The organism is Vibrio sp. Vb1554, from assembly GCF_033344235.1.
This window is the reverse complement of sequence record NZ_JAWPOJ010000041.1, coordinates 13,675-33,419: the sequence shown is the minus strand read 5'-3', so window position 1 is coordinate 33,419 and position 19,745 is coordinate 13,675. Positions and strand designations below refer to the sequence as shown.

Genomic DNA, 19,745 nt, shown 5'->3' with positions numbered 1-19,745 from the left:
GAATTTGAACCAGAGGTTGATATGGAGCTTCTGCCTCTGCTAGCATTCGCAACCCCTCACGTTGCAGGCTATGGTCTGGAAGGGAAAGCTCGCGGTACGACGATGATTTTCAACAGCTATTGTGAGTTCTTAAATAACGAATTACGTGCGCATGCCAGTGATTTACTGCCAACCGCGCCTGTTCCTACTATGGTATTGGACAGAGCTTGGGACGAAGCAACACTGCATAACATCACGCAGTTAATCTATGATGTGCGTAGAGATGACGCTCTTTTCCGCCGCGAAATCAGTAAGCCAGGCGCTTTTGACCTGATGCGTAAAAACTACTGGGATCGCCGTGAATACAGCGCTGTCACGCTAGTGGGTAACAAAACATGTAACCTTGCTCCATTAGCAGAACTAGGTTTTCAGATTGAGGTAAGTCAATGAGCCAGCAATATAATGTTGCCATTTTAGGTGCGACCGGTGCGGTCGGTGAAACAATTTTGGATGTGCTTCAAGAGCGCAAATTCCCAGTAGGCGAAATCTTCCTACTCGCGAGTGAGCGCAGCGAAGGCAAGACTTATCGCTTCAATGGTAAAACGGTACGCGTTCAAAACGTAGAAGAGTTCGATTGGTCTCAAGCGCATATCGCACTGTTTTCTGCTGGTGGTGAGCTATCAGCCAAGTGGGCTCCAATTGCCGCTGATGAAGGCGTGATTGTTATCGACAATACATCACACTTCCGTTACGAGTACGACATTCCTCTTGTTGTGCCTGAAGTAAACCCAGAAGCGATTGCAGAGTTTCGTAACCGTAACATCATTGCGAACCCGAACTGTTCAACCATCCAAATGCTGGTGGCACTAAAACCAATTCACGATGCGGTGGGTATTGAGCGTATTAACGTATCAACTTACCAATCGGTGTCTGGTGCAGGTAAAGCGGGTATCGATGAGCTAGCAGGTCAAACGGCGAAGCTGCTAAACGGTCTGCCTGCAGACAAGAAGCAATTCTCTCAACAGATCGCGTTTAACTGTATTCCACAAATCGATCAAATGATGGAAAACGGCTACACCAAAGAAGAAATGAAAATGGTGTGGGAAACACAGAAGATCTTTAACGATCCATCAATCACAGTCAATCCAACGTGTGTACGTGTTCCTGTATTCTACGGTCACGCAGAAGCACTTCACATTGAGACTCGTTCACCTATCGATGCACAAGAAGTCGTTAACTTGCTTGAGCAAACTGACGGTATCGAAGTGTTCCACGGTGAAGACTTCCCTACACAAGTTCGCGATGCGGGCGGTAAAGACCATGTAATGGTTGGCCGTATCCGTAACGATATCAGCCATCATAGCGGCGTAAACCTGTGGGTTGTTGCTGATAACGTGCGTAAAGGCGCGGCAACTAACGCGGTGCAAATCGCAGAAGTTCTGATCCGCGATTACTACTAAGTCGCTTACAGTTCATTTCAAAGCCTCGCACAGTGCGAGGCTTTTTTGTACGAACGAAACAAAATAGTGTGAGATTAGTACGAATATGGCGAGAGCCACACATTTTTTATTCTCAACGCTATAGTTTTGCATGCGATATCCGATATATTTAACCGATCACCATTTCAAATTGTATCTAGCACAAAACTGAGCCTTCTATGCGTCAAAATTATAAGCGTTTGTTAGCAGCCCTTGTGTTGATGAGCGCGACTCAGACATCATCAGTGGTTCAAGCCGAAGGAATTCGTCTTGTTGGACCGTCTGGTGAAGTGCAATCATCTCCGAGCTATGCTGAAGATATTGAGCGAGCATTACCTGCTCCTCCTGCGAATACTCAACCGTCACGTTTCTTTGGTCCGACTGGTGAAAATCAAACACTATGGTCGATCGCTTCAGAATTACGACCTTCACGCGGTGTTACCGTTCAACAAACGCTTCTTGCCATTTACCGAATTAACCCTCAAGCGTTTGAGAACCAAAACATTCATGAATTGATCCCAGGGAGTCGGCTACGAGTACCTTCTCTAGAGCAAGTGCAAAGCGCGACCACAGCGCAAGCTGTTGCGATTATGAAGGCACATGAAGCTAAGTTAAAACAGCCGAAGCCGACAAATAGAGCGACGCCAGCACAACGAGTCACCGAGCAACCAAAGCCACAAATTAAAGTAGAACCCAAGCCTGCGGCTAAGCCAGAGACAGTGGCAGCAACGGAGCCAAAACCAACTCCGAAAACAATACCCGTCATCCCTGCGCCACCAGTAACTACCTCTCCGCAGGGTGAAAAGCAGGTCAGTGCGCTAAAGGACAAACTTCAAGGCTCACAAAGTGAATTAGACTCATTAGAAGAGAAGAACCATCGTCTTCGATTGATGCTGTCAGAAGTGCAAAGCGAAGTCGAAACTTTGAAAAGCGAGCTGAATGACGAAGAACGCATTCGCTCAGAAGTCGAGAAGCTGCTTGCTGAAGAACGCCAGCGCCTTGCTGAACAACAACGCATGCAACCAAGCACCATGGACAAAATTTTGTCGAATGGTTGGCTTGTTGGTCTTGCGGCATTAATTCCTGGTGCTTTGATTGCGTTGCTAGTTGTTATGCTTCTTGGTCGACGCTCTAAAGCGAAAGAGGAAGATGCGGCTGCACAGGAACAGCAAAACGTTGATCCTCTTGCGGCGCCAATCGGTTTAGCGGCGGCGGATGAGCTTGATGAAGAGCTCACGCTTGATGATGAATTGTTTGCAGATGAAGATATCAACACACAGTCTTTACAAGAAGAGAAGTCAGATTTAGAAGAAGACGTCTTTGCTAACCTCGACGATGAAGAACTTGATTTCAATCTGGAAGGGGACGATGACCCATTTGCAGATATTGGCGATGACGGCGACCTAGATGTTGGTCTGGATGAGTTTGAATCATCGAACAATGGTATCCAAGTCAACGGCGAAGAAAAAGCGCTTGGTTTAGAAGAAATGGAGCGAGCCTTAGATGAGGTTGCTCCAGAACTAGAAGTGCTCGATGACGATGAGTCTGGCTTCGATCTTTCGGATGATACGAATGAGAAATCAGACTCGCTTTCAGACGACGCATTTGCCGAGTTACTTGCAGCCGATGAGCCGTCAGAAGAGTTACCAAGTGACACTGTCGACCAGGATATGCTTGATGACTTGTTTGCTGAACTTGGCAACGATGACTTCGATTTAGATACTGATGAGCCTGAGTTAAAACAGCCTGTGTCGGATGATGACTTTAGTGTAGGAGAGGCATCTGACGACGATATCGATAAGCTATTGGCCCAGTATGAACAACCGGCTAGCGAATCGGAAGTTCGAGAAGCTGACGCCAATGAAGGTCCTGTTCTAGATGAAAACAGTACAGAGCTACTCGATGAACTCATTGATTTTGATGAAGATGACACAGACGAGTTTGATCCACTAAACGAGCTAGAAGCAATCTCTGGTTTTGAAGGTGATGACTCGATCGAAGAGTTAGACGCAGATAGCACAGACTTACTGGATGAACTCATTGATGATGTTACCTCTGAACTTGATGAAGAGACTGAAGCTGATTTAGATCCGTTTGATGATCTGATTCGAGAGGACGAGAGCCCAGAGCAGAATAAATCGGAAGAGGAAGAGTTACTGAAATCACTTGGTTTTGGTGAGCCAGACGCCGACGAAAAGCCATCTTCCGTAGTTGAGTCAGAACAAACTCATGAAGATCAGGACATTGAGTCTGGATTGGACATCGACGCTTTATTAAGTGAAAGCCAACCAGACACGCAACAAGCTGCAAAAGAGCAACCATTAACCGAGCCAGAGGCTGCTTCAGAGCCATTTAGCAGCGATGAATTTCTTGGTGATTTAGAGGACCTCTCACCAGAGAATGATCCTTTAATGAGCGAGCTAGACGACCTATTTGAGTCAGACAGTGAAGAACTTCTGCCAACAGAACAAGAAAAAGCGGATTTTTCTGCTGAACTTGACGCTCTATTTGATAGTGAAGACGATTTACCGCAGCAAGTTGAAAAAACACAAACGGAGATAGAGGAAGCTTCATCACTACAACAAGAGGCTACCGATACTGATTCAACACAAGAACCATCCGTGGAGTCCGATGCTGAGGTACAGCCTCACGTTGAGCAAGAGGAAGACATTCCAGCCTTCACACCGACACCAAATACAATAGAAAATGAATTCGGTGTTCCACAAGAAGAAGATTGGCTACTGGATGAACCTGAATTGGAGCCGGAAACTGAGTCGACCAACGATTCAGAAGAAGAATTCAATTTTGATGAGCTAGATCTTCCAGAATTCAGCGAAGAAGATGCTCTAGCATCTATGGCTGGCGAACCTGCGTTAGAAACGTCCGAGTCCGTTGAACCAGAACAAATTGAAGCCGACTTGCCAGCTGAGTCCGAAGAAGAGTTCAATTTTGACGAGCTGGATCTTCCTGAGTTTAGTGAAGAAGACGCATTGGCGTCTATGTCGGATGAGCCGGAGTTAGAAACGTCCGAGTCTGTTAAACCAGAGCAAGTCGAAGCTGACTTACCAGCTGAGTCCGAAGAAGAGTTCAATTTTGATGAGCTGGATCTTCCAGAATTCAGTGAAGAAGACGCATTGGCGTCTATGACGGATGAGCCGGAGTTAGAAACGTCCGAGTCCGTTGAGCCAGAACAGGTTGAAGCCGACTTGCCAACTGAGTCCGAAGAAGAGTTCAATTTTGATGAGCTCGATTTGCCAGAGTTCAGTGAAGAAGATGCACTGGCGTCTATGGCTGGCGAGCCTACGTTAGAAACGTCCGAGTCCGTTGAACCAGAACAAGTTGAAGCCGACTTGCCAACTGAATCAGAAGATGAATTCAATTTTGATGAGCTAGATCTTCCTGAGTTTAGTGAAGAAGACGCATTGGCGTCTATGGCGGATGAGCCGGAGTTAGAAACGTCCGAGTCCGTTGAGCCAGAACAGGTTGAAGCCGACTTGCCAGCTGAGTCCGAAGAAGAGTTCAATTTTGATGAGCTCGATTTGCCAGAGTTCAGCGAAGAAGATGCCTTGGCGTCGATGGAAGAAGAGCCAGAATTACCGAGCTCTGAGACTGCAGATATAGAACCAATCTCCGGTGAGGATGAAGAGTTAAGTTTTGACGACCAAGATCTTCCAGAGTTCAATGAGGAAGATGTTCTCGCGTCAATGAACGAGGGTGCGCCAGAGAGCCCTAAGGTTGAAGCAGAGACATCGAGACCAGCTATTCAAGCCGATAACGATCATGATGCTTTGTTTGAAGTATTTGCGCAGCAAAACGGCTTTGATACTGACCCAGAAGTGCAGCCAACAGCGACAGAGGGTGAGCCGCTCAGTAATTTGGATGATGAATCATCAATGGCTAACCTTCTTGCGGAAGACGCAAACTCAGAAGTATTTGAAGGTAAACTAGACAGTGACACCATCGCAAGTGCAGGTATGGATTTTGAAACCATGCTTGATGTTGGAGATGATTGGGATGGCTTTAAACCCGCTGCTGATAACGTAAGTTCTACTGAAGAAGTGCCTGAGGACCAGCGTGATGTTTGGAATTCGAGTGATGCACTAAGTCAGCCAGAGATCGCGCAAGAAAACTGGGCAGAGCAAAGCGACTTGGATGACTTCGACCCGAAGAAAAATCAATTTATGACGATTGATGAATTGATGGCTCAGGTCGACAGAGAAGGTGGTGAGTTCGAAGAAGAAGACCTTAAGCTCGATGTCGGATTGAACGAGTTTCCAGATGTTATCGGCGAGATCGGCGATATTGACGTAGATAACAATGCTGAAGCGGCTGGGAAACTGGATTTGGCTAAAATCTATCTCGAGATGAACGATTCTCAAGGGGCGATTAAACTACTAGAAGAGGCGATTGTTTACGGTGAGGATGATATTCGCCGCGAAGCAAAAAGCCTGATTGACGCCATTAATGGCCGATAAACCGAAACAAAAGGGTAGCGTTTGCTACCCTTTTTGTGTCCCGTTAGTAGGATGCTACCTTTATGTCACCCTTGGTGAAACTGGCAACTTGAGGTGACTTGAGTATATACTTCCCGCCCCATTTTAGAGTTCGAAGGTTAAGATGAGAATCGCATTAGGTATCGAGTACAACGGTACAAACTACTTTGGTTGGCAGCGCCAAAGAGAAGTGAAAAGTGTCCAAGAAGAGCTAGAGAAAGCATTGTCCGTCGTCGCTAATCACCCAGTTGAAGTTCAGTGTGCTGGTCGGACAGACGCAGGCGTGCATGGCACGGGACAAGTTGTGCACTTTGATACCAACGTTACTCGAAAAATGGTAGCTTGGACCATGGGCGCAAACGCGAACATGCCAAGCGATATAGCGGTTCGTTGGGCTAAGGAAGTTTCAGATGATTTCCATGCAAGATTCTCAGCGACAGCTCGCCGTTATCGTTACATTATTTTCAATCATGCTTTACGTCCAGGCATCCTAAACTCGGGGGTTAGTCACTATCATGGTGAGCTCGACGAGAAAAAAATGCATGAAGCAGGGCAGTTCCTACTTGGCGAAAATGATTTTACGTCGTTTCGCGCGGCGCATTGTCAGTCTCGCAGCCCATTTCGAAACTTGATGCATCTGAACGTTACGCGCCATGGGAACTATGTGGTTATTGATATTAAAGCTAATGCGTTCGTGCATCATATGGTTCGTAATATCACGGGTAGCTTGATAAAAGTTGGACGTGGCGAAGAGAGTCCTGAATGGATCAAGTGGTTATTAGAAGCCAAAGATCGCAAACTAGCGGGTGCGACAGCGAAAGCGGAAGGTCTGTACCTGGTAGATGTAGACTACCCAGAAGAGTTTGGGTTACCTGAAGTGCCGATCGGTCCACTGTTTTTACCAGATAATTTGAACTAATTTTACAAACTTATTTCAAAATATCGGTAGTGTTTACATTGAATGTGAACGGAAAACATACGCTATTTACGATATCAAAAATAGGTACAACCAGTTTTTTATCTACAGTAGCTGCAAGATATGGTTTAATCCGTCGGTATTATGTCGAATTTATATCTTTCGCAATGAAGCGGAAGAGTTGAGAGAAAAGGTCTTCCATGAGTTGGCTTGAAAAGATTTTAGAGAAAAGCAATCTAGTAAGTTCACGCAAAGCTTCTATCCCAGAAGGTGTGTGGACTAAATGTACCTCTTGTGAACAGGTTTTATACCATGCTGAACTAGAGCGTAACTTAGAAGTTTGTCCAAAGTGTAACCATCACATGCGTATGAAAGCGCGTCGTCGTTTGGAAACATTTTTAGATGAAGGTAATCGAGTTGAATTAGGTTCTGAACTTGAGCCACAGGATAAACTGAAATTTAAAGATTCTAAGCGATACAAAGAGCGTATCTCTGCTGCACAAAAAAATAGCGGTGAGAAAGATGCGCTAGTTGTGATGCAGGGTGAATTGCTTGGTCTGCCGCTTGTGGCGTGTGCGTTTGAATTCTCCTTTATGGGTGGTTCAATGGGTTCAGTCGTTGGTGCTCGCTTTGTGAAAGCAGTGGATGCAGCCATTGAAAATAACTGTGCGCTTGTTTGTTTCTCAGCAAGTGGTGGTGCTCGTATGCAAGAGGCTTTAATGTCTCTTATGCAAATGGCAAAAACCAGTGCTGCGCTTGAGCGTTTATCAGAAAAAGGTCTGCCGTTTATTTCTGTTCTAACTGACCCTACAATGGGTGGTGTATCAGCAAGTTTGGCTATGTTGGGTGATATCAACATCGGTGAACCTAAGGCCCTCATTGGCTTTGCTGGTCGTCGTGTAATCGAGCAAACTGTACGTGAAGATCTTCCTGAAGGTTTCCAGCGTAGTGAGTTCCTACTTGATCACGGTGCTATTGATATGATCGTTGACCGTCGTGAAATGCGTCAGCGTGTGGGTGGTCTTATCGCTAAGATGACTAACCACAAGTCTCCTTTGGTGGTTTCGGTTAACGAATCTCCAAATGAAGAGCCATATTCTGTACCAGAAGCGGACGAAAAAGGGTAAAGTATCAACTAACATAAAAACCAAAGAATTTAATGGTTAAAGTTAGATGACCCAAAACCCAATTCCTCAAGCCACATCTTCATTAGAGATGTGGCTTGATTATTTAGCAAATATTCATTCCTCAGCAATTGATCTAGGCTTAGACCGTGTCCAAGCGGTAGCAAACAAAGCCAATCTTACCAAACCAGCTCCAACCGTAATCACCGTTGCCGGAACCAATGGCAAAGGCTCAACGTGTGCGTTAATGGAAGCCATTTTACTTGATGCTGGCTATTCAGTCGGTGTTTACAGTTCTCCGCACCTGATTCGTTACAACGAGCGTGTACGCATTAATGGCGTTGACGTTGTAGATGCAAAGCACTGTGAAGCATTCGATTATGTAGAAAAGCAGCGTGGTGATGTTAGCCTTAGCCTCTTTGAATTCGGTACGCTTGCTGCACTACGTATTTTCCAAGTAGAGAAAGTTGACGTTGTCTTACTTGAAGTAGGACTTGGCGGCCGTCTAGACGCCACTAACGTTGTTGACCATGATGTTTCTGTTATTACGAGCTTAGCGATCGATCATGTGGATTGGCTTGGTGATGACATCAATGTTATTGGTTTTGAAAAAGCGGGCATTTACCGTTCAGGGAAGCCAGCAATTTGTGGTCAACTAACGCCACCAGCGACCGTGGCGGCTCATGCTGACGATATTGGTTCTGAGTTCTTCCAAGTAGGTATTCAGTACGATTACCAACTAACTGATAATGGTTGGAAGTGGAGCAGTGGGGCATTTGAGTTAGAGGATTTACCAATCCCATCGCTACCATTACAAAATGCAGCCACTGCACTGATGGCACTAGGGGCTTCGGAATTGCAAATCACTGACATAAATATTGTCAATGGCTTGAATAATGCGCGTTTGGCGGGGCGTATGCAAGTACTGCATCACGAACCTGAAATAGTCCTTGATGTCGCTCATAACCCGCACTCTGCTGAGTATTTGGTAGAGAGAGTGAAGCAACAATATCTGGGTAAGAATATCCATATTGTGGTTGCAATGCTGCATGACAAGGACATTAAAGCAACCATTGAAGCGCTAACTCCAGTTGCAACACAATGGTATCCAGCGTCGCTTACTGGACCGAGAGCGGCGACCGCTGATGAATTGTGCCAATACTTACCTGATGGGCAAGTTCATTTTGAAAACCCTGTTGACGCCTTCGAGAGTGCGAGAAGCCACGCAAAGGCAGGAGACGTTATTCTGGTGGTTGGCTCATTCCATACCGTCGGAGAGGTATTGGAACATTGGCAATCAAATAATAAATAAGTAAAGGTATTTTGATGGCAAGTAAATTCCAAAGTCGTTTAGTCGGCACCATCATTCTAGTCGCAGTCGGAGTCATTGTTCTTCCCGATGTGCTAGATGGTAAGAAACTGCACTACAAAGAAGAATTTGCCAGTATTCCTATCAAACCAGAACTTGATAGTGATGTGGAAAACTTCGAAATATTAGAGCCAGTGGAAGACGACATTACGTTACCGGATTCTCCGGTTGAAGCTGTAGTGCAAGAAAGTGAGGATGCTCAAGTAGCCGTTTCTGAGCCCGAGCCAGCGCCAACATCTAAACCTGAGGTCATCAAACAACCAGAGCAAGTTGAGGTCGTCACTCGTCCTGTTCAAGAGAAAAATCAATATGAAGATTCAGCTTGGATCATTCAGTTGATGGCACTTAAGAATCACGAAAATGCTGTCGCGCTTGTCGCGGATTTGCAAAAGCGTGGTTATCAAGCTCACACAAAGAAAGAAAACGAGTTTACGAGAGTGATTGTTGGCCCTGATGTGTCAAAAAGTAAACTTGAACGACAAGTTCAAGAATTACAAAAAATTACAGGTTCAAAAGGTCAATTGCTTAAATTTAAGCCATTAAATCCATAAGAAAACGTTTGCGTCAGCATTTTTTCTGTTAAAATGCGCGCCAACTTAAGATGAAGAAAAGATGAATTGGATAGATTTTATCATTTTAGGTGTGATCGGATTTTCAGCTCTGATCAGTTTAGTTCGCGGTTTTGCTAAAGAAGCTTTGTCTTTGGTGATTTGGTTTGGAGCGTTTTTTATCTCCAGTAATTACTATGCCAAATTGGCGGTGTACTTCACCAACATCGAAGATGATATGTTTCGTAACGGAGCGGCGATTGCGGCGTTATTTGTCGCAACCTTGGTAGTTGGTGCAGTGGTGAATTACGTCATTGGTCAACTGGTACAAAAAACAGGGCTATCAGGTACGGACCGAATTCTCGGGATTGTATTTGGTGGTCTACGCGGAGTCTTAATTGTTTCTGCGGTGCTGTTTTTTATGGATGCGTTTACTGCATTCCCAAGCTCGGATTGGTGGAAAGATTCACAGTTGATCCCTGAGTTCAGCCGTATCATCGCCCCATTCTTCGAGCATTTACAAGCAACATCAAGTTTTCTGTCTGGCACTATCTAGTAGTGCCAGCTACTGTCGCAAATCGAGGATTAGGACATGTGTGGTATTGTTGGAATCGTGGGCACAACGCCTGTAAACCAGTCTATTTATGACGCGTTAACGGTGTTACAGCATCGTGGCCAAGATGCCGCTGGTATTTGTACCATAGAAAGCAATCGTTTTCGTCTACGTAAGGCGAACGGTTTAGTCAAGGATGTATTTGAAGCAAGACACATGCAACGCCTGCAAGGCGAGGTCGGAATTGGTCATGTTCGTTACCCTACAGCAGGCAGTTCAAGCGCTTCAGAAGCTCAACCTTTCTACGTAAACTCTCCTTTCGGTATTACACTTGCCCACAACGGTAACTTGACTAACGCTAACGAAGTTCGTCAGAAGCTGTTTGAAAAAGATCGCCGTCATATCAATACCACTTCAGACTCTGAAGTATTACTAAATGTACTGGCGCACGAAATTGACTCAGTAAAAGGAAATGTCACGACCGAAGACGTATTCCGCGCAGTCACCAATGTTCATCGCACAATTCGCGGTGCTTATGCTGTGACCGCCATGATCATTGGTCATGGTATGATTGCATTTCGTGACCCACACGGTATTCGCCCGCTCTGTTTAGGTAAGCGTGAAGTTAACGGCAGAGCAGAGTACATGGTTGCGTCTGAATCGGTGGCATTGGATGCGGTCGGTTTTGATTTCGTCCGTGATGTTGCACCTGGTGAAGCGATTTACGCAACGTTTGACGGTGAGCTTTACACGAAGCAGTGTGCAGATAATCCTAAGCTGAACCCTTGTATTTTCGAGTTCGTGTACTTTGCTCGTCCAGATTCGTTCATCGATAAAATTTCGGTATACAGTGCTCGAGTTGAAATGGGTAAAAAGCTGGGCGAACGTATTCGTGAAGATTACGCAAACCTTGATATCGATGTTGTCATTCCTATCCCTGAAACGTCTTGCGACATTGCACTGCAAATCGCTCAAGCGATCGATATCCCTTATCGCCAGGGTTTCGTGAAAAACCGTTATGTTGGACGTACGTTTATCATGCCTGGCCAGCAACAACGTAAGAAATCAGTACGTCGCAAGTTGAATGCTATTCGTTCGGAATTCAAAGGTAAGAATGTGTTGCTGGTGGATGACTCTATTGTTCGAGGTACAACGTCAGAGCAGATTATTGAGATGGCTCGTGATTCTGGTGCCAAGAAAGTGTACATGGTCTCAGCGGCTCCTGAAGTTCGTTTCCCGAACGTATACGGCATTGATATGCCAAGTGCTACAGAGCTTATTGCCCATGGCCGTGACAACGATACAATTTGTAAGCAGATTGGTGCCGATGCGCTTATTTATCAACGTCTAGAAGATTTGGTAGAAGCTGTAGGTCTTGGAAATCAAGACATTACTCAGTTCGATACTTCCGTGTTTAACGGTGAATACGTAACGGGTGATATCGACCAACAATACCTAGATTTTTTAGATGGTCTTCGTAACGATGATGCGAAAACACAACTTGAAATCCAACAGGATTTAGCAAACCTAGAGCTTCATAACGAAGGCGCATAGGATGCGCTTTCTTAAGTCGTAAAAAAACCAGAGCTTCGGCTCTGGTTTTTGTTTTCGCTATCTAATTAGTGAATGTTATAAGCGATCACAAAGTCAATAAAGAGGCGAACTTTCTCTGGCAGGTGATCTTTGTGGTTGTAAAGCATATAAATGTCGCGCGGGTTTGCACTCCAATCTGGCAGTACGCGTACCAAATCGCCGCTCTCGATGTACTCTTTGATCATGACATCTGGCATTAGTGTGATGCCTAAACCTTCGGAACAAGCGCTGCGCACCACATTGAGCGCGTTTGCTTGAAAACGACCACGGTCAACATTCACCACAGACTCGCCTTTGCTATTAATCAAGGTCCACTTAATAAGCGGGTACCCTTTTAGCAATGAATGGTTAGAGAGCTCTTCTGCATGATGTGGCGCAGGATTCGAGGTTAGATAGTCAGGGCTTGCAACGAGAATATCCTTCACTTCGCCAATCTTACGCGCGATGAGGCTAGAGTCGCGTTGAGGTCCCACTCGAAAAATTACATCCCATTCAGTAGGGTCAAGCTTGTCCGCATTATTCTCTGTCGTTAGCTCAATGTTGATGTCCGGGTACTGCTTCATAAAGCTGTTGAACATCGGCATCATCATTCGTTTAGTTAAGTTGTAAGGCGCGGATATCTTAATCTTGCCGGATGCTCCTCGGCAGTCGTCAGTGATTTCCTCTGCTGCGGTTGTTAGCCTTTGTAGTAAAGGAGAGCACTCATGGTAAAAACGTTCCCCTGCTTCAGTGAGCGAGAGTTTGCGAGCATGACGGTTCAATAGTCGAAGATTGACAGAGTCTTCTAGCGCTTGAATGCGTCGGGTGATGGTCGCAACCGGGATCATGGTTTTTCGCGAAGTTGCGGTGTAGCTCCCATTTTCGACAACCAGTCGAAACAGGTTTAAGTCATCTAATTTCATATTTCCAGACACATTAAATTACCGATTACGGTTAATTTATAATTAACTTTGTGATCAAAGCTTGCTTTAAGTCAACATGTTGCATCATTTGAACACAGCAACCCTGTTTGAGTAAATACTGTTATACGCCGTAATATTTGTATTAATGCAGTTTCCGAGCTAAGTTTTATAACAAGGCGAAGCGGCCTCAGGTCTTGCTGTGACACGTTTTGCTGGAAGTAAACACAACAAAAATAATGACTTAATAATAAATCTGTTTTTTTGACTGAGCTTTGTGAGGGATAAAGGTATGTTTAAGACTCACAGTCAAACGGCAATGGTCTCGGCACAGGAAGTGATTAATCAAAAACTAATAATGTTGGTGGACGATGATCCAATATTTCGTAAAGTAACCAATGCCTATTTAGAAAGTCAGGGTTTTAAAGTAGTAGAAGCAGAAAACGGCCTAGAAGCGCTTCAACAACTCAGGGAATGCCAACCCGATCTTATCTTATGTGATTTATCGATGCCGGTCTTAGATGGTATCGAGTTCGTCGAAGAAGTTAGTCTCGAATACCCATATATGCCGCTTATCGTGGTATCAGGCACGGATGAAATGTCCGATGTCGCGAAAGCGTTGCGATTTGGTATTAAAGATTTTCTTCCTAAACCGATAGGTAATTATGAGCACCTATCTCAGGCGATAGAGAATACGCTAGAAGATACCGATAGTCACTTCTCAGAACAACGTGACTTTTCAAGTCAGTGGTTTAGAGTTGATGATGGTGGTGAAATCCCAGATGAACAAGAGCTGTATTGGCATCTGGAATATTTACAACAGAATCCGAGTGCGGCAAGAGATTTACTGCAAGCGCTATTGCCAGAGAAGGATGCTGCTCAGGGAGATTGGCGCTGCTCGTACCGTTTATTGCAATCGACGGATGTGATGCCCTTGGTTTTCGATTATCGTTGGTTAATGAATGGTCAATTTGCGTTTTATCTCGTTGATTCTGCTTCCCAAGCTAATGATGGAGTTGCGACGACATTGCTCGTTAGGGCATTGTTTGACGATTATCTCCGTAACTTGAAAAGTTTCAGTGCTGATCTCAAGGACATGGTAGGGATCATTGAAAAAGGAATTGAGTGTTCGGAGTGTGCGGGTGCAGTCAATGCTGTGTTTGGTGTCGCCGACCTCGCTTCATCCTCGGTCTCTATATTGCCTGCGGGTTTAGATAGCCATTGGTCTGACGGAAATACGAATCAACACATCGCAGCAGGTAACCGTTTAGGGGGAGGAAGTATGAAAAACTTCATCACCCGCGATTTACCGCTTAGTGTTGCAGGACAGTTGTCTATCGGGTGTTTAGGTTCTTCAAGTTTTAGTTTAAGTATTACCCGGAAATCCCGACTAGTATAATTATGACTTGCAAACCAATAAGCAGCGTCCTTACGCTGCTTATTATCTTTTTAGAACCACCAAAACAACATACGTTTAGTTTAATAACCTTACTTTTTGCTGGTGTTTAGATTTGGCTGTTTAATGTATAGTCAGCGCTTAAAACAATAATGACCCATTTGTGCAACGATAATTTAACGCTGTGCCTTGGGAGAAGCAAAGTCAACTAGTGAGAAGACACATCATGGCAGATAAAGATTTTAAAGAGCCTTATAATATTTTTTACTTTTTAGGTTTTATTGCAGTTCTTTTGATCCCAACACTTCCTGCAACGCTAACCTGGCTTCGTGTAATGAATGGTTACGCAGGCTTTTAATCTAGCTATTTTGTACCGGAGTTCACCATTCGTATTAAGCGTTACTTTTTCAATACTGTTGGTGGACTCTGTATTGTGCTCGGCATAGCCGGCATAGCCCTTCCACTTTTACCCACCACACCTTTTATTTTGCTTGCTAGCGCATGTTTTATGCGTGGTAGCCCCGCATTTCATCAATGGTTACATAACCACAAAACGTTTGGACCCATTCTCGGCAATTGGCATAAGCATCGGGCTGTTACTTCAAAAGTAAAAAAGCGTGGTGCGATTTTTATTGCGCTTAGTTTCATGGTTTCAATCGTTGTTGTCCCCCTCGTTTGGGTAAAAATTGGTCTTTTAGTGATGCTAATCGTTTTACTCAGCTGGTTTATGCGTCTGCCTGTGATTGAGTTGGTTGCTGACCGAGAAGAAAATCACTAAGATTGTAGAGAATAGTGTGCCCGCTCTTCGAGTGGGCGTTTGTATTTTCAGCGCCTGTGACTTTTACGAAAATAAGCACATAGTGGTGAAAACCTATTGTTCGTTGCCCTCGTGATACTGCGATTAGAGAGGGCGATGAGCCAATCTAAGTAAATCGGTATTATGACTACAGAAACAATTTCACTGATCAAATCTAGCATCAAAAGCATCCAAGACTACCCAAAGCCAGGCATTCTATTTCGTGATGTGACGAGCCTTCTTGAAGACGCAAAAGCATACCAAGCGACGATCAACTTACTTGTTGAACGTTACAAAGATATGGGCTTTACCAAGGTTGTGGGTACGGAAGCTCGTGGCTTTTTATTTGGTGCGCCTTTAGCGCTTGAGCTAGGTGTTGGTTTTGTACCAGTGCGTAAACCAGGCAAGCTACCACGCCCTACTGTTGCTCAATCTTATGAGCTTGAATACGGCGTTGATACACTAGAAATCCATACAGATGCCATCGTTGAAGGTGACAAAGTACTGGTTGTCGACGATTTATTGGCAACGGGCGGTACTATTGAAGCGACGACTAAACTGATTCGCCAACTGGGCGGTGAAGTTGAGCACGCTGCGTTCGTTATCAACCTACCAGAAATCGGTGGTGATAAACGTTTAGAAGCACTAGGTCTAAACGTGTACAGCATTTGCGATTTTGAAGGACATTAATACATTCAATGAGTTATTTAGCTTTAGCGCGAAAATGGCGTCCTAATCGGTTTGACCAAGTTGTCGGACAAAAACATGTCCTGACGGCGTTGGAAAACGCACTGGCGCAAAACCGTTTACACCATGCTTATCTGTTCAGCGGGACTCGTGGTGTGGGTAAAACGAGTATCGGTAGGCTGTTTGCCAAAGGCTTGAACTGCGAAACCGGCATTACCGCGACACCTTGTGGTAAGTGTGATACTTGTCGTGAAATTGATGAAGGTCGCTTTGTCGATCTTCTTGAAATCGACGCAGCATCACGTACTAAAGTTGAAGACACTCGTGAACTGTTAGACAACGTTCAATACAAACCTGCTCGTGGACGTTTTAAAGTGTACCTCATCGATGAGGTGCACATGCTATCGCGTCACTCTTTCAATGCGTTGTTGAAAACCCTGGAAGAGCCGCCAGAGTATGTGAAGTTCTTACTCGCAACAACTGATCCACAAAAGCTGCCTGTCACTATATTGTCGCGTTGTCTTCAGTTTCATCTGAAACCAATCAGCGTTGATGATATTCACCAGCAACTTGATTACATCCTAGGTCAAGAGCAAGTTTCAGCAGAGCCAAAAGCGTTGGGTATGATCTCACATGCTGCAGATGGCAGTATGCGTGATGCTCTTAGCTTGACTGATCAAGCAATTGCATTAGGTAACGGTGCGGTGCAAGCCGATATTGTCAGCCACATGTTGGGGACGATTGATACCGACCAAGCGATTCACTTACTAGAGTCAATCAGCAGCAAGAAACCTCAACAAGCCATGGATAAAATCCAACAATTAGCGGCAAATGGTGTTGAGTGGGATGGTTTGTTGCAGCAAGTCGCAACACAGTTACACCGAATTGCGATGTATCAAGCGTTGCCCGCGTCGTTAGACCGAGCACAACCAGATGCAGAGAAAATTGAGCTGTTGAGTAAAGCTCTAAGCCCGCAAGACGTTCAGCTTTACTATCAAATTGCATTGAAAGGTCGTGAAGATTTGACCCTCTCGCCAAATGGGCGAATCGGTTTGGAAATGATTGTGCTGCGCATGATGGCGTTCCGCCCATCAAATAACAGTGGGGCAAATGTTGTTTCTAGTAACAGCGAGCCAGCGTCATCTCCGGCTCAAAGTACCAGTCAACCAAAGACTGCGCCAGCTCAGACAGCCGCTGCTCCTCGAGCTCAGCAGCCGAGTCCAGCACAAAGCACACCACAAGTGGCGCCTCAACCTTCATCCAGTTCGCAACCTGAGTATCAAGCGAGTGGATATGAGACGGTTCCACCACAGTATGATATGGCGCCGCCGATGAGTGAAAACCCAGCGCCGCAGCATGAAACGCCACCTCAACAAATGCAAGAGAGCGTTTCAACACCAGCGCGCGGTGGTCTAAGCGGTTTACGTCACCAATTACGTTCTCAGCGTCAAGGCCTACAACAGAACACTCCTCAAAATGGTGGCTCAAAAAAGCCTAAAGCGGCATCTGCACAACCAGAATCGGTTATCGACCGAGTAGCGCAATTGCATGGCAATTCCGCGCAGGTGTCGCCAAACTCAGCTCCGAAGTCGACGGAGCCACAAGTTGAAGAAGCGTATCGCTGGCGTCCAAGCAAGCCTGTTGAGACAAAAGTAAATACAAAACTGACACCTACGCAGCTCAAGCAGGCACTTGAGCATGAGAAAACGCCTGAAATGGCACAAAAGCTCATCGATGAATCGTTAGAACATAATGAATGGGCGAAGCTCATCAGCTTAATGGAGATCCCTAAGCTGGTAGAGCAACTTGCGCTAAACTCTCATTATAGTAAGGAAGGAACAACCGTTTCGTTACTATTGAGAAGCAGCCAAGCTCATTTGAATACTGATAGAGCTCAAGCCGAATTGCTTAAAGCACTTAATACCGTGTTGGGTGAAGAGTGCCACATGAGCATCGAAATAGGGGAGAGTGGAGAAACACCACTTGAACTGAGAGATAGGCTCTACCAAGAGAAATTACAGCAAGCGCTGAACAGTTTAGAAAACGATCCAAATGTTCAATTTATTGAACGTCGTTTTGCTGCAGAGCTTGATAAAGATAGTGTGCGCCCTATCTAATAATCGAATGGAATGGGGTTGAAAACCCAAAGGTATAACCCCATTAATTGATGCAACACCTCATTAAACCAGAGAGATAAACATGTTTGGTAAAGGCGGTATGGGCAACCTAATGAAGCAAGCCCAGCAAATGCAAGATCGCATGCAAAAGCTTCAAGAAGAAATCGCGAATATGGAAGTAACTGGCGAGTCTGGTGCTGGCCTAGTTAAAGTTACTATCACTGGTAGTCACAGCGTACGTCGTGTTGACATCGATGAAAGTTTGATGGAAGACGACAAAGAAATGCTTGAAGATCTGATCGCTGCGGCGTTCAACGATGCAGCCCGTCGTGTTGAAGAAACTCAAAAAGAGAAAATGGCTTCTGTAACTGGCGGTATGCAACTACCACCAGGTATGAAAATGCCATTCTAATCTGCTGATATTTAATTAAGCGGACTTTTAATGCGTACCAGTCATATGCTGGAGCAATTGATGGAGGCCTTACGTTGTCTACCTGGGGTTGGCCCCAAGTCAGCGCAGCGTATGGCCTTTCATTTGTTACAGCGCGATAGAAAAGGCGGTTTGCAGCTTGCAGATGCGCTTAGTCAGGCAATGACAGAAATAGGTCATTGTACTGAGTGTCGAACCTTCACCGAAGAAGAAGTCTGTCACATTTGTACCAACCCAAAACGCCAAGAAAATGGTCAAATTTGTGTGGTAGAAAGCCCGGCAGACATCGCAGCCGTTGAAGCAACAGGCCAATATTCTGGTCGGTATTTTGTTCTTATGGGGCATTTGTCGCCATTAGATGGTATTGGTCCAAGTGATATTGGATTGGATGTCCTTGATTACCGCTTACGTCGCGGTGATATTACCGAAGTGATTTTGGCGACAAACCCAACAGTTGAAGGTGAAGCCACTGCCCACTACATCGCAGAGCTATGTAAAGAGCACCAAGTTGATGCCAGCCGCATCGCGCATGGTGTGCCTGTCGGTGGGGAGCTAGAGCTTGTTGATGGCACGACGTTGTCACATTCGCTATTAGGTCGACACAGAATTTAATAAAAAGCCGCTGAATTCAGCGGCTTTTTTGATTTTGGGAGTTAGGAACGATTAATCGTTCGATTCTTTACCAAGAAGATTTTTGTAGATAACCGCACCAAGCACGCCACCCACAATAGGAGCAATCCAGAACAGCCATAGCTGAGAAACCGCCCATTCACCCACATATACTGCGACTGCCGTGCTACGAGCAGGGTTTACTGACGTATTGGTGACAGGAATGCTGATCAGGTGAATGAGAGTCAAACACAGGCCAATTGCGATAGGTGCAAAGCCTTGTGGCGCACGTTTGTCTGTTGCACCCATAATGACAATCAGGAACATCATCGTCATGACAACTTCAGTCACAAGTGCAGCGATCATCGAGTATTGGCCTGGAGAGTGTTCACCATAACCATTGGCGGCAAAGCCAGAACCCACAACATCGAATCCTGCTTGTCCAGATGCAATAACGTAAAGCACGCCACCTGCGATAAGCCCGCCGATCACCTGTGAGATGATGTAGGGAGCAACGTCTTTTGTCTCAAAACGACCGCCAGTCCAAAGGCCAACTGTCACTGCAGGGTTCAAGTGACAACCTGAAATATGACCGATAGCAAATGCCATCGTCAGAACGGTTAAACCGAATGCCAAAGAAACGCCCAACAGACCAATACCCACTTCAGGGAAACTCGCAGCCAACACCGCGCTACCACAGCCGCCTAACACTAGCCAGAACGTGCCAAAAGCCTCAGCCAAATACTTATTCATGTTCT

General features: G+C 45.3%; 18 protein-coding genes. 16 read left to right on the top strand and 2 right to left on the bottom strand.

The window, feature by feature from the left end:
* From R8N28_RS21880 to purF, 9 genes are all read left to right on the top strand, one after another.
* On the top strand, positions 1–429 hold a 429-nt coding region (locus R8N28_RS21880; RefSeq protein ID WP_318074784.1), incomplete at its 5' end, for a DUF3410 domain-containing protein.
* A complete protein-coding gene (locus R8N28_RS21875) occupies positions 426–1,439 on the top strand; it encodes an aspartate-semialdehyde dehydrogenase (RefSeq protein ID WP_005380562.1) in 1,014 nt (337 codons plus the stop codon). The genes R8N28_RS21880 and R8N28_RS21875, both read left to right, overlap by 4 nt.
* 197 nt (positions 1,440–1,636) lie before the next feature.
* Positions 1,637–5,932 (top strand): FimV/HubP family polar landmark protein, encoded by a 4,296-nt coding sequence (locus R8N28_RS21870; RefSeq protein WP_213905664.1) that lies wholly within the window; start codon positions 1,637–1,639, stop codon positions 5,930–5,932.
* Between the two features lie 142 nt (positions 5,933–6,074).
* A complete protein-coding gene (truA, locus tag R8N28_RS21865) occupies positions 6,075–6,869 on the top strand; it encodes a tRNA pseudouridine(38-40) synthase TruA (RefSeq protein WP_005380566.1) in 795 nt (264 codons plus the stop codon).
* A 197-nt stretch (positions 6,870–7,066) separates the two neighbouring features.
* Positions 7,067–7,993, top strand: coding sequence for an acetyl-CoA carboxylase, carboxyltransferase subunit beta (accD, locus tag R8N28_RS21860; protein ID WP_005380583.1), 927 nt, complete (start codon positions 7,067–7,069; stop codon positions 7,991–7,993).
* A gap of 46 nt (positions 7,994–8,039) precedes the next feature.
* Positions 8,040–9,302 (top strand): bifunctional tetrahydrofolate synthase/dihydrofolate synthase, encoded by a 1,263-nt coding sequence (folC, locus tag R8N28_RS21855; protein ID WP_065274735.1) that lies wholly within the window; start codon positions 8,040–8,042, stop codon positions 9,300–9,302.
* A 14-nt stretch (positions 9,303–9,316) separates the two neighbouring features.
* Entirely contained in the window at positions 9,317–9,910 is a 594-nt protein-coding gene (locus R8N28_RS21850) for an SPOR domain-containing protein (protein ID WP_042522511.1), read from the top strand.
* Positions 9,911–9,971: 61 nt separating this feature from the next.
* The gene (locus R8N28_RS21845; RefSeq protein ID WP_005380590.1) at positions 9,972–10,463 is read left to right on the top strand and encodes a CvpA family protein; all 492 of its coding nucleotides are present in this window, start codon (positions 9,972–9,974) and stop codon (positions 10,461–10,463) included.
* 36 nt (positions 10,464–10,499) lie between these two features.
* On the top strand, positions 10,500–12,014 hold the full coding sequence (purF, locus tag R8N28_RS21840) for an amidophosphoribosyltransferase (RefSeq protein ID WP_005380592.1): 1,515 nt from the start codon (positions 10,500–10,502) through the stop codon (positions 12,012–12,014).
* Positions 12,015–12,079: 65 nt separating this feature from the next.
* Here the strand turns inward: purF and R8N28_RS21835 are convergent, their stop codons facing one another.
* Positions 12,080–12,955 (bottom strand): LysR family transcriptional regulator, encoded by an 876-nt coding sequence (locus tag R8N28_RS21835; RefSeq protein ID WP_005384959.1) that lies wholly within the window; start codon positions 12,953–12,955, stop codon positions 12,080–12,082.
* A 289-nt stretch (positions 12,956–13,244) separates the two neighbouring features.
* Here R8N28_RS21835 and R8N28_RS21830 point away from each other — a divergent pair, with 289 nt between their 5' ends.
* The 7 genes from R8N28_RS21830 (at position 13,245) to recR (ending at position 18,990) form a co-directional block, all read left to right on the top strand.
* Positions 13,245–14,351 (top strand): response regulator, encoded by a 1,107-nt coding sequence (locus tag R8N28_RS21830; protein WP_005380606.1) that lies wholly within the window; start codon positions 13,245–13,247, stop codon positions 14,349–14,351.
* A 223-nt stretch (positions 14,352–14,574) separates the two neighbouring features.
* Positions 14,575–14,706, top strand: coding sequence for a hypothetical protein (locus R8N28_RS21825; RefSeq protein WP_005380608.1), 132 nt, complete (start codon positions 14,575–14,577; stop codon positions 14,704–14,706).
* 33 nt (positions 14,707–14,739) lie between these two features.
* Positions 14,740–15,126 (top strand): YbaN family protein, encoded by a 387-nt coding sequence (locus R8N28_RS21820; RefSeq protein ID WP_373920817.1) that lies wholly within the window; start codon positions 14,740–14,742, stop codon positions 15,124–15,126.
* 162 nt (positions 15,127–15,288) lie between these two features.
* On the top strand, positions 15,289–15,834 hold the full coding sequence (gene apt, locus R8N28_RS21815; RefSeq protein WP_005380615.1) for an adenine phosphoribosyltransferase: 546 nt from the start codon (positions 15,289–15,291) through the stop codon (positions 15,832–15,834).
* A gap of 8 nt (positions 15,835–15,842) precedes the next feature.
* Positions 15,843–17,948, top strand: a complete 2,106-nt coding sequence (dnaX, locus tag R8N28_RS21810) for a DNA polymerase III subunit gamma/tau (RefSeq protein WP_053304167.1) — start codon at positions 15,843–15,845, stop codon at positions 17,946–17,948.
* A gap of 82 nt (positions 17,949–18,030) precedes the next feature.
* Positions 18,031–18,360 (top strand): YbaB/EbfC family nucleoid-associated protein, encoded by a 330-nt coding sequence (locus R8N28_RS21805; RefSeq protein ID WP_005380618.1) that lies wholly within the window; start codon positions 18,031–18,033, stop codon positions 18,358–18,360.
* A gap of 30 nt (positions 18,361–18,390) precedes the next feature.
* Positions 18,391–18,990, top strand: coding sequence for a recombination mediator RecR (recR, locus tag R8N28_RS21800; RefSeq protein ID WP_005380619.1), 600 nt, complete (start codon positions 18,391–18,393; stop codon positions 18,988–18,990).
* A gap of 51 nt (positions 18,991–19,041) precedes the next feature.
* Here the strand turns inward: recR and aqpZ are convergent, their stop codons facing one another.
* On the bottom strand, positions 19,042–19,740 hold the full coding sequence (gene aqpZ / locus R8N28_RS21795) for an aquaporin Z (RefSeq protein ID WP_065274734.1): 699 nt from the start codon (positions 19,738–19,740) through the stop codon (positions 19,042–19,044).
* Positions 19,741–19,745: the final 5 nt, after the last annotated feature.